Origin of the sequence: Thalassobacter stenotrophicus (assembly GCF_001458315.1) — a bacterium.
Taxonomy (GTDB): domain Bacteria; phylum Pseudomonadota; class Alphaproteobacteria; order Rhodobacterales; family Rhodobacteraceae; genus Thalassobacter; species Thalassobacter stenotrophicus.
Genome location: NZ_CYRX01000023.1, coordinates 1 through 11,043, shown reverse-complemented (window position 1 = coordinate 11,043; position 11,043 = coordinate 1). Strand labels below are relative to the sequence as shown.

General features: G+C 53.9%; 9 protein-coding genes and 1 pseudogene. 4 read left to right on the top strand and 6 right to left on the bottom strand.

Annotation, left to right across the window (positions count from 1 at the left end; all coding sequences use genetic code 11):
- The 6 genes from THS5294_RS06530 to THS5294_RS06500 all read right to left on the bottom strand — a co-directional run.
- A partial coding sequence (locus tag THS5294_RS06530; RefSeq protein ID WP_058123107.1) for an ArdC family protein occupies nt 1–688 on the bottom strand: 688 nt, incomplete at its 3' end.
- A 42-nt stretch (nt 689–730) separates the two neighbouring features.
- The gene (locus THS5294_RS06525) at nt 731–1,201 is read right to left on the bottom strand and encodes a hypothetical protein (protein ID WP_058123106.1); all 471 of its coding nucleotides are present in this window, start codon (nt 1,199–1,201) and stop codon (nt 731–733) included.
- A gap of 519 nt (nt 1,202–1,720) precedes the next feature.
- On the bottom strand, nt 1,721–2,815 hold the full coding sequence (repC, locus tag THS5294_RS06520; RefSeq protein ID WP_058123105.1) for a plasmid replication protein RepC: 1,095 nt from the start codon (nt 2,813–2,815) through the stop codon (nt 1,721–1,723).
- Between the two features lie 228 nt (nt 2,816–3,043).
- Nucleotides 3,044–4,021, bottom strand: a complete 978-nt coding sequence (gene repB, locus THS5294_RS06510) for a plasmid partitioning protein RepB (protein ID WP_058123103.1) — start codon at nt 4,019–4,021, stop codon at nt 3,044–3,046.
- Entirely contained in the window at nt 4,021–5,223 is a 1,203-nt protein-coding gene (gene repA / locus THS5294_RS06505; protein ID WP_058123102.1) for a plasmid partitioning protein RepA, read from the bottom strand. Before repA ends, repB begins: the two co-directional genes overlap by 1 nt.
- A gap of 646 nt (nt 5,224–5,869) precedes the next feature.
- Entirely contained in the window at nt 5,870–6,976 is a 1,107-nt protein-coding gene (locus THS5294_RS06500; protein WP_058123108.1) for a tyrosine-type recombinase/integrase, read from the bottom strand.
- 125 nt (nt 6,977–7,101) lie between these two features.
- Here THS5294_RS06500 and THS5294_RS06495 point away from each other — a divergent pair, with 125 nt between their 5' ends.
- The 4 genes and pseudogenes from THS5294_RS06495 to THS5294_RS06480 all read left to right on the top strand — a co-directional run bounded on the left by THS5294_RS06495 (nt 7,102) and on the right by THS5294_RS06480 (nt 11,032).
- Nucleotides 7,102–8,064: a DUF1403 family protein gene (locus THS5294_RS06495; protein WP_058123101.1), complete on the top strand. Its 963-nt coding sequence runs from the start codon at nt 7,102–7,104 to the stop codon at nt 8,062–8,064.
- Nucleotides 8,065–8,189: 125 nt separating this feature from the next.
- Nucleotides 8,190–8,719: pseudogene (scpB, locus tag THS5294_RS18435) on the top strand (SMC-Scp complex subunit ScpB).
- A gap of 150 nt (nt 8,720–8,869) precedes the next feature.
- Nucleotides 8,870–10,096, top strand: coding sequence for an ATP-binding protein (locus THS5294_RS06485; RefSeq protein WP_058123100.1), 1,227 nt, complete (start codon nt 8,870–8,872; stop codon nt 10,094–10,096).
- A 183-nt stretch (nt 10,097–10,279) separates the two neighbouring features.
- On the top strand, nt 10,280–11,032 hold the full coding sequence (locus tag THS5294_RS06480) for an ATP-binding protein (RefSeq protein ID WP_139278676.1): 753 nt from the start codon (nt 10,280–10,282) through the stop codon (nt 11,030–11,032).
- Nucleotides 11,033–11,043 lie beyond the last annotated feature (11 nt).

The following is an 11,043-nucleotide window of genomic DNA, read 5'->3' as shown; positions in this document are numbered from 1 at the left end:
GCAACGCAACAGGTTGTAAGGGTCGGCGCGGCATAAACCGGAGCGCGGCATTATGCGCAAGCTCATGCGCCCAGACCCCGTAGAAGTTCAGCGGGTTCTTGAAGCGGGAGATACCCGGCATGAACACCTTGTCGACGGGAGGACTGTAGCGCGCCTCGGTTCCACCAAAGACCGTCGTAATATCGATGGCATCAAAGAATGCCTGCATATGCGGGATTGTCGCGGATGGCGCATGATCGGGGATTGGACAGGCATCTGGATAGAATGCATCCGGCAAGCCCTCGATTTGGTCTGCATTGAACACGCGGTATGATTTTTGGAAACGAAACACGCGGGCTTCATCGGTATTGCCATCGTTGGCATCCTGCTCATCATCCGACTGCGTCCGACTCTGACCGTAATAAACAACGACGGACGATCGTTCGCCCTTTCGTATCTTTGCTCCAAGAGTATTTGCCTGCGGCACGGTCATCCAGAACGGAGAGGTATACCCTGCCATCACCGTGCGCATGGTGAGCAGGAAGTTGTTCACTCCCTGATAGGGCTCACTGTTGTGGCGCAAGGGACGCGCGCTGCCGCCAGCGACCCACGGTTTTCGCCACGGCAGAACACCACGTTCGATGATGCGGATGAGTTCATTGGTGATGGCGTCTGATGCGTCGAATTTGGACGTGCGGGAACGGGCCATGGCTGGCCTCCTTTCGGGTTGAGATTGATTGGGGGAGTTAGGTTAGGTCGCGTGACCTGCGCGCGGATCGTTGACGATACGGGCGCCAAGGCGTTCGACAAGATCGAGATATGTCAGAAGCGGTATCCGGCTTGAGGCCGTCCAAGGCTTTGGATCAACCGTGCCATCCATTGTGACCTTGGGCAAGTTTGCGAAAGCGATGATGTCGCGGACGGGACGGCAGTCGATCAGAGGCGCTCCAAGCCGGATCGCCAGATCGGCGAGCGTGAACCGTTCAACGGGGGCATAGAGCGAGACTGTTGTCAGGCCGAGGTGAAGAATGGTCCCTCCCCCACCGCAACTGACATAGGCATTGGGGTTGTTAAGGGCTACGCGGAGATATCCGATGTCGCGGCTAATTGTCTGGCGTTCCAGCCGACGCGCCTCATCAAGGCCATCATTTCTTCTAAGCTCTCGGTGTCGCCACCACGACCGTGCCTCTGCGCGCAGCACGCGCAATACTTCTGTTTGCATGGGAGGTTCCTTGTCAGCACAGACAGGCCGGAAACCGACCCGGACCCGTCAGGAACACCCCACAAGGGCACTTTCAGACAGTCCCAAAACAAGGAGGAAACTTTTACTTTAGGATAATGCTACGTTGCATTTGTTTTGGCGGAACGCGAAGCCTCTCAAGACACTAATGAATCGGGCTTCAGGAAACTATAGCAAGAAATCGTACGCGTTCATCCCTTAACCTATTGATAAATATATATCTTAATTGAAAAGCGTGTTTGAATTCCATCCTTGAGCGTTGAATAGTGCTCAATAGCTACTGATGTACGCAATGCGCCTAAATGGTGGCACAAGGTATCGGCAAAGCATCTTGGTGGACTGTAGATCAATCAGTGGTCCCTGCCCCATCTCTTCTGGAAGCAATAATATTTGTTTAGCTGGCGACCGCAAGATATGGCACCTCATGCGACCTTTGATTGGACGGCAGTTCATCAAAGCTGACGATGCGGCTTGGAAAATTGTCCGCGGACAATTTTGAAATCAAACTGCATATTTTTGCGCCAAAGCCAAACGCCGGATCAGTTTCTCTGGGCTAAAGCCTTCGCTCTTTGATCCGGTGGTTATCGATCTAAAATACGCACCGACTGCCTTGATCTTGTCGTGGAATTGCATGATGGCCCAAACGGTTGCCGCTGCTCTTAACCCACCCAGTCGCTCATGGGCTGCTTCGTAGTTTTGAGTACTGATCCCTATCATTGGGGCCAGTGTTCGTGCGTGAGCAATGACATCATGGATAGTTTCTATTCTTCTCAGCGAAAATTGGGCTGCTTCGGGACAAGCCGATAGCAATTCTGGTATTGTGATCGAAGCATCCGAGGTCATAGGAGCAGTTTGTTTTTTTTGTAGGATGCCCTCTTTATCAATATGTTCTTTATTTGACTTATGATGGTGCCGGACATTTTGACCGTCACTGGCGGTCATAGTTGTTGTTGAAATTGGATTTTCATCATCTACGGACTCGGCATCAACTACCGAAATTGTCAGGTTTGAGAGGATTTGTTCACATTCTTTGAGTGACAATTTCCGACGTAGGACACGAAAGACGTTCAGGGCCATCTCATCGTTTGGATTGTCGGTCAGACTTGCATTGGCTGCTGCGCGAATTTTTGCGCGTAGATAGTCAACTTGCTCTCGTTCCTTCATGACCTCAGCTGCTATTGAAGCAATCTCATGCAACCGATCAAAAAGGGGTGATAGGTCGAAGCCAAACCGAAGGGCTTTGCCCTCGTGTCTGTTGTGCTTAGTGAAGCGCTTTCGATTTGGGCTGTCACGACGGACCAGTAGGCCAATATCTTGCAACGTTGCCGCGTGACGTCTGATTGTTCTGTCTGAAATGCCGTTGCGTCGAAATGAGAGTGTTGCGTTCGATGCAAAGACTGTGTGGTGATTGCGCTTTGGCGCCAGGCACGAGAGCATCGCATCTAAGGTCGATATCACGGATGCGCTGAGACCGATACGAGGAGCCGCGTTGCGAAGCGTCGCTACGACGATGTGTCGATCTGGAATGGGATTGTCCGCGGACAATATTTCACTGTTCCGCAGCCCAGTGGGTGCAGTTGCTTGTGTAAATGCCATGTTTTTTTCACGACAACCTGATGTGAAAGGCGCCAATATCTCTGAAAATCAGAAAAAAGGCCGCAAATCTTCGTCAACCGAATCGGTTGTTGTTGACTGGCGCGGAGAAGCTGGTAAATCTGAAAGTGCAAAGAACAGATTGGGCTCTCCTAGGGAAACCTTGGGGGGCTCTTTCTTTTTAGGGTTGTTGGTCGTGCTCCTTTTTTAAGTTTTACTGCTCGGTCGATATCAGTCAGGCTTTTGCTCTGACTGCCACGCCTCATAGAGGCGCGTAAGCTCAGCTTCTGCGTTGTTGCGCATCCACTGAGCAAATTCTGGGGCATCAGACTTTGACAGCTTAAATGTCAAAGCACGTGCCGTTTCTTTTACCTCGGCTAAAGCCGTCCCATCGCTAAGCTTGATGGAGATCGTCGGAGAGGTAGCTTGTTTGCCAGCTGCCATAGGTTTGAGCGCCTGGGTAATGGCGTCACTGATCATGCTAAAGCGGTCGTCGGAGCTTTTTGCTGCATCAAGCTGAAGCGCCGCGGTGATCTGTTCAAGATCGACGCTTTCGTTGCGCGATTGGTCCGCGAGTTCTTCCCAACGTCTGCGTCCAATGCCATGAGCGGACCCGATCTGCTCAATGACTGACTTTGGAATGGACCGCGCGACTTTGGTCATGCGGGATAACATTGGTTTGTCCACCGCGAGGGCATCAAGAATGATGACCTGTTCATAGCCACTTGTGGCGAGCTCAGCTGCAAACAGCGCTTTTTCAATGAAGCTGGGATCCAAGCGCTGTGTGTTCTCTTGTCCCTGAGCAAGAATAGCCTCCTCGTCAGAAAGAGACCTGACAAGTGCTTTCGCGGGGATGCCGAGTGATCGCAAGGCGCGCAATCTGCGGCGACCATAGACGATCTTGTAGTGTCCTGGTTTGTCCGCGATGGGACGCACCATAATCGGCACTTGTTGGCCGTGAGCCTTAATGCTTTCAGCTAGCGCTACAACATCGGCATCGGTGAAATTGAGACGGTCCTTTGGGCCGTTCTCTTCAATGACATCAACCGAGATTTCCCTCACCGCATTGCTCGCGACATCTTTCAAAGTGGATTTCACGCCGCTCATCGCACCAGTATTGGGGAAACGTGCCTTTTGCTCTGATGCCGAGACCGCAGTTTTGACTACATCAGGTGGGGGAGGGGGCTGGAACAGGTTTCTACGGGCCATTAGTCAGTTTCCCTTCCCCAAGCTTGCTGAATCGTCTTTTCAAACTCATCCGCGACGCCGTTAACAGACTCCAATATGCGAGTTAGAGTTTTTTTGACGACTTGAGAGGGATCCAACTCATAGATCGTTTGTTGCGTCATCCCAGCATCGGAGATCGCGGTGGACTTTAACATCGGTGTAGTCAACACTTGATCCAAGAGAATAGATCTCAAGAAACCCGCCATTTGCGACTGGGGTACGTCTGTTGGTTCATATCGAGCTATCAAGAACTTAAGGAAATTCCAGTCTATAGGTCCCGCGGCCTCCTCAAGAGTTTGAACAGTTTCTCCAGCCATTTCAAGGAATTGCGCCATTGATGCAACATCCAACATGCTGGGAACGACGGTGATCAGAAGGCCGGTAGACGCCAACAAGGCTGTCATCGTTGTGAAGCCAAGTTGAGGCGGGCAATCGATGATAACAAGATCGTAGTCTGCTTCAATCTCGTCGAGAGCGATCGCAAGGCGCTGCGTGAATGGCGGATCGATCTTGTGCTGAAGTGCATAGGCCGTTTCGGTCTCGTACTCGGACAGCAAGAGGCCCGCCGGAGCGAGGTCAAGGTTGTGGAAATAGGTCTTTCGGATGACTTGGCTTAACGGAACCGGGTCTTCATATTTGAGAGCGTCATAAACTGTGCCACTTTCAGCGAATTCAATCTCAGGACGGTAACCGAACATAGTGGTCAAGCTGGCTTGCGGATCCATGTCGATCGCAAGAACTCTATAGCCCCGCAAGGCGTAGCGTTGGGCCAAGTGGATCGCACTGGTCGTTTTGCTGGACCCGCCTTTGAAGTTGACAATGGAAATCACTTGAAGGGCATCGTTCTCGCGTCGTCCAGGAAGATATGTCTCACCATTTCGACCAGTCTTCGCCATCACATGTCGGATTTGGTCAATCTCTTCTGCGGTGTAGAGCCTGCGACCTCTGGAATCCGTCTCCACATCGGGGAAATCACCTTCCTGATGGCGTGTCCTGAGGTTGGACATGCTAATGCCAGTTAGCTCTGATACCTCAGCAGGATGAAATTTGCGGAGCGCTTTTCTACTATCAGGCTGGAAGCTATTGCGCATATGATTGTTAAGCGCCTCGGAGAGGCGGGCAGCGTTCGTCGCAATAGATGCTGCGATGGAGCTGGTTTGCGCGATATTTGCGTTCGAATTCATACTGCCCTCACGACCTCTTAGTGGGTCATATGTGTTTCGTCGCTAAAAGGCGTGATTTACGTCAGCTTGCGACAATTGAACTCATGACACGCAACTTATCCCCAGGCAACAATTTTTTGGGCCTATCGGTGACGGGGAGCCTTTGTGTTCAGCTTTGGATGGTGAAAACGTCCTTTTAACTTGTTGAAAACAAAATATTTTATCAAGAATTCCGTATGATAAGCAAGATGTGGTAGAATCTTGTTACATGATCACAACTGATAGCAACTTGGTCTAGGTGTCGAATCGGTAGAATTTCAGGAATTTCTTGAAGACCCTTGTGGCGATCAGAAAGCTGAGATGCTCTATTAGGACGACTTGTAACGGGTTTTGACGGCGTTCCTAAAAGAGATGGCAGTCCAACTTACGCGCACCTTACATGCGCGAAAGTTGGACTCTTCGTCCCTCCGAGAAGAGCTCGACATACCTCTCGAGCATTATTTCTTCTCAAAGTGTACTTCTCAGCGTGTGGTGCGCGTTAACACCTATTGGTGTTGTCTTCTATAGTAGGGCAGGGGGGACCGAGCCGTGGGTGAAGTCGGAAGATAGCCCAGCAAAACTGAGTGAATATGCTGCTTGCCGTTAAGAAGCGTTCGGCAGCCTAAAGCTAAAGCCCTGCTGCCTTTGTCAGATTCACACGAAACCGATCGCGACGACGCTGATACCGCCGGGTCATTTCAGCGGAGGCGTGACCAAGGTGTTTCTGGACGAAACGCTCGTCGACGTCGGCGCTCGACGCTAGGCCAGCCCGCAGGGAATGGCCAGAGAACAGGGCGAGGCGTTCCTTTTCTGTCAGCTCGCTTCGGAGTCCAGCGTCCAACACGGTTTGCTTGATCAGGCGCGCAACGTGCTTATCGCTTAGCCGTGCTTTAAGCGCATTCTTTCCATCCCGTGTAGCGCGGACAAACACTGGGCCGAAATCGATCTTGGCGAAGTGTAGCCATTGTTCGAGTGCGTGCACCGGGCAAGTCTGGCTAGACGATCCGCGGCCGATCTCGACCTCACGCCAGCCGGTTTTGGCGTTCAGCGTGAGCAGGGCGCCATCCTCGAGGATCTCGATCCAGCCACCACTGTCGAGTGTGTCGTCCTTGCCAACGTCAAGGCTGACGATTTCGGAGCGGCGCAGACCACCCGCGTACCCCAGAAGTAGGATCGCCCGGTCGCGCAACCCCCGCAGATCAAAAGGTAGGGAGGCCACCATGGCCAGGATGTCTTCCGGTAGGATCGCCTCTTTCTGCACCGGGGGACGCGCATGCCTTCGTTTTATCCCAGCCAGCACCGTGGCGATGTGTCGGTTCTTGCGATCGAGGGTGAAACCGCGTTGCGCATAGTTCCAAGCAAGGCCAGATAGTCTGCGGTCGATCGTCGAAACGGAAAGGGCAGGGGAACCATTGGTTGGAGCGGCGAGGTCTGCCAGATAAAGGCCGATCATCTCTGGAGACGGCGGCATCGACTCCGCACCTTTCAACCGGCACCAGCGCGCAAAATGCGCCCAGTCTTTCGCATAGGCCTTCAACGTGTTCTCTGAGGCTGCTTGTTTTGCGTAATCGCGCGCAGTCTCGACCAGCCGATCGAGCGTGCCGGAACCAGCCACAAGGTCAGGAAGGGTCAGAGACTCAGGGCCGCGCCCGCCGTGCGGGTCCCTGGCGTCGTCCTCGTTGGGCGAGGATGCGTTTGCTGGCTCTGAGCTTGATTTTTCGGTGTTTTTGAACATATCACTCAGCATATCTTTTTACGTCCGATAAGGCAAACTTATTGGACATAGCGAAGAGCAGTAAGGTGGGGCGGTTTATACCGTATATTGTAGACGAAAGCGCCGCGAGAGATTAGTGTTGTGGTATGACCTACCAGCCCGCCGCTCTCTCTGACTACTTGAACACCTTACCGAAATTGCCGGCTTGGGTCACCTCCACGCGTCCAGAAACCCTTGAAACTGTGGCTTTTCGGTCTGGGGCGGCCCTGTCAGTGCTGGATCAACTGGTCTCTGATCCAAAGCATGGCGTTCCGGTGAAGCTACTGGCCAACAGGCTGGCACTGAAAGCGGCGACGGCAACATCAAAGCTGGAAGGGCGAATGGCGCGGGAGGCCGACATCCGGGACGCCTATCATTTGACACCTGCGGGTGAAGCGCGCGGCCCGGACGGCGATCTGTTGGGGTTCTGGCGCGAGGCCGTTCGGTTGCGCTTCATTGCGCGCGACTGCCGATCTGCATTGAAGGAATTGGTCGGCTTGCACATTGAGGCTGACATGGACGGCTGGCTCGAAGACGGTGCTGCCCGCGCAAAATCTCATGGGCCACTGGCAGGCTGTATTGCCGTGATGCGCGCGGTTCTGGAGGCTGATGACCGTGCAGAGCGGATCGCCGGTTTGCTCTCCGATATCGTCGTGGCCCGTTCGTTGGGCTGGCCGTCTTTTCTTCCGATCGCTGCACAGCCGCTCACCAAAGCAATGTTGCGAGATCTGGTTGCAGAGGAGCAGGGGGCAGAGCTGGCAGTTCAAAGGCGTGTTCTGGAATCCATCGAAGACGCGATCCATTTGGCGCGTGACCTCTCATCCAAGTCAACAGCGCTGCGGGCTGTTGCGCCGAAACTCCGCGCCAAAGGATCTGAGGCGGCGGTCGCCCTGTTCCTGTCCGAAGATGCCGTGGCGCCGTCGACGATGCTCTCGCCGAGGGTCCAGGGCACCACCATTCCCATGACCGGTCGCGCGGCGCGGCGTTTCTGTGATCGGCTCGTCGAACTCGGTGTGGCACGGGAACTGACCGGACGGCCAACCTTCCGGCTCTATGGGATTGTGCGATGACCCGCACGGCCATGAGTACGGTAGCCAATCGAAAGTCTGCGAAGGGGCAAAAAGTCTCGACAGGCGAAGACCTGTTTGACCGGGAACTCGAAGTCCTGCCGCAAGAGCTGCGCTGGCGTGAGTGGATGGGCCGGATTGAGGCGGTGCTGTTTGCAAGCGCGTCGCCGGTCGAACGCGACGACCTGGCCCGCGTGGTGGGGCAGGGGGCTTCGGTCGAGATGCTGATAGACGACATCCAGGCGGAGTTGGCCGGTCGCCCATACGAGTTGTCACAAGTGGCGGGCGGCTGGATGTTCCGGACGAAGACGCAGTTCGCCGAGGCCATCAAGGCCGCCGCCGACCTGGGCGACCAGCCGCTCGTCTTCACCGAGATGGAGATGGGGTGCTCTGCGCCATCGCCTATCACCAGCCCATCGACCGGGCGGGGCTGAAGGACATCTTCGGCAAGGACGTGAGCCGCGATCTGCTGGCCCGGCTGCGCTTTAAGGACCTCATTGCCAGTGGGCCGAGGTCACCGCGGCCGGGGGCGCCGCATACCTTTGTGACGACGGCGACGTTTTTGACGACGTTTGATCTGCAGAGCCTGCGGGATCTTCCGGAGCTGGATTTGGCTGTTGCAGACGCAGATGAGGAGGCCCGTGCTGCGCAGGTCTGAGGCTTCTCGCTTTCAATTGGTCGGGCTTTGACTTTCAATCGGTCGAACGGGTGAGCGCTAATCAGACAACATCCCTCTTTCAATTGGTCGTGGCTTGACTTTCAATCGGTCGGTCGCGTACTTTCAATCGGTCAGTAGGAGCCGCGCGAGATGTACCCAAGATTTGCCAAGGTTAGAGTGGAAGAGGCGCTGTCCGACACCCGCGTGGTTCTCATCTCAGGGCCGCGTCAGTCCGGCAAAACGACGCTTGCAACCGACATCGCGTCGGACAAGACACCCTTTCTGACATTGGACGATGCGAACGTCTTGCGGTCGGCGCTCAATGATCCGGTCGGCTTCGTCCGCGGTCTCGACCGCGCCGTGATCGATGAAATCCAACGCGCGCCCGACCTTTTGCTTGCTATTAAAAACTTGGTCGATGACGACAAGGCACCGGGGCGGTTCCTCCTAACAGGTTCGGCCAACCTCATGACCATTCCAAAAGTGGCGGATTCTCTTGCCGGTCGCATGGAGGTCGTTCGATTGTTGCCCCTCTCGCAAGCAGAAATCCTTGGGGCGAAATCAAGGTTCATTGATCGGGCTTTTGCGCGCGAGAAGCCGCGGGCCGACCACATAATCGTCGGTGATGACCTTATTGAAAACGTCCTTTCCGGCGGGTATCCCGAAGCGCTAGGTCGAGCGCGATGGTCACGAAAACAGGATTGGTATCATGGCTATCTTGATGCAATCGTCCAGCGCGACGTCCGAGATGTGGCCCAGATTGAACAACTTGCCATCATGCCGAAGCTGATGTCAGTGCTTGCTGAGCACTCAGGACAGTTAGTCAACTACACCGGTATCGGTGCTGGCCTCGATCTCAATCACGTCACTACGCAGAAGTATGTCAGTGTCTTCGAGAGCCTCTACCTCGTTCATACTCTGCAGCCCTGGTTCACAAACCGCCTGAAACGTCTGACCAAGTCGCCCAAATTGCATTTTTTCGATGCAGGTCTCCTCGCAGCGATGCGGGATGTTTCACCGGACGTGGTTCGAAAAGACAAAACGAGCTTCGGTGCGATCCTGGAGACCTTCGTGTTCAGCGAACTGCGGAAAATCTCGACTTGGAGTGAACAGAGATGCACGTTCTCGCATTTTCGCGACAAGGAAAAGAACGAGGTCGACATTGTATTGGAGAACCGTCGTGGTGAGGTAGTCGGGATCGAGGTAAAGTCCTCTGCCACCGTTTCGGCGGGTGATTTCTCCGGCATGCGAAAACTTGCCGAAGCATGTGGGAAGAAATTCCTTCAAGGCATGGTGTTGTATGATCACGATAAGGTGGTACCGTTCGGGGAAAATATGTTCGCCGCGCCACTTTCTAGCCTGTGGAGCGCGTCATGAAGATACCCAAGACTTACTTTGTCGCACAAATCCTAAGATTTGTTCCAGTTCCGATCACCCATGAGGTGAATATCTTGAAGGTATGGCATGTAGTATGGACGTTCAGATCTGCACGGAAAGCACAGGTGCCAAATGAATAGTGTCCAAGAAGTCCCGTTTCGAGTTTCGGCCAGAACTGCGCGCTTGATCGGACGCGAAAACGTTGCCACGGCTGAGAGCGCGATCAGCGAGCTTGTGAAAAACTCATATGATGCTGATGCGTCCTTTTGCATCGTACGTATTTCTCCTGCCTACGATCATGTGCCTGCTCAACTCCCTAAGAGAGAGTATGACTTACTAACTGATTGGGGTTTGGCACCTGAAAACCACTATGACTTGAACGATGATTTTGCGACGTTGCGGCCATGTTTGGGTGACAAACACAGCCCAGAGGCAAAACTAATTCAGAACTTTGTCACCGTTACCGTTACCGACGATGGATCGGGCATGGGGGATGATGCCATCCGAGACGCTTGGATGGTGATTGGCACTGCCAACAAAGAACAGGACTCCTCATCTAAAATGGGGCGAACGCGCACTGGAGCTAAAGGCATTGGCAGATTTGCGCTAGATAGGTTGGGGGCAAAATGCCAACTCCATTCAAGTTCGACTGACGAGAACGACCGCACCGAAACACTTACTTGGACGGTTGATTGGAGTAAGTTTGAAAAAGACGGAGCGGTACTTGATGAGGTTACGGCGACGATAGAATTGGGTGCGCCAGGATTCTCGAATGCGATAGAGTCGATCCGTAAGGTCCCAAGTTTAGAAAGCTTTGCCAAGAGTGCTGAAGACAAACGCTCTGGTACCTCAATTCATATTTCCGAGGTTCGTGACCATTGGTCTCCCGAGAGGCTTTGTTGCACAAATCCCATCATGAGGGGATTCACTACGTGAAGCCAGCGTGG

Coding starts and splice junctions, on each gene's coding strand:
- THS5294_RS06525 (WP_058123106.1), bottom strand. CDS start 1,201: ATGCAAACAGAAGTATTGCGCGTGCTGCGCGCAGAGGCACGGTCGTGG.
- repC (WP_058123105.1), bottom strand. CDS start 2,815: ATGGCATTTACACAAGCAACTGCACCCACTGGGCTGCGGAACAGTGAA.
- repB (WP_058123103.1), bottom strand. CDS start 4,021: ATGGCCCGTAGAAACCTGTTCCAGCCCCCTCCCCCACCTGATGTAGTC.
- repA (WP_058123102.1), bottom strand. CDS start 5,223: ATGAATTCGAACGCAAATATCGCGCAAACCAGCTCCATCGCAGCATCT.
- THS5294_RS06500 (WP_058123108.1), bottom strand. CDS start 6,976: ATGTTCAAAAACACCGAAAAATCAAGCTCAGAGCCAGCAAACGCATCC.
- THS5294_RS06495 (WP_058123101.1), top strand. CDS start 7,102: ATGACCTACCAGCCCGCCGCTCTCTCTGACTACTTGAACACCTTACCG.
- THS5294_RS06485 (WP_058123100.1), top strand. CDS start 8,870: ATGTACCCAAGATTTGCCAAGGTTAGAGTGGAAGAGGCGCTGTCCGAC.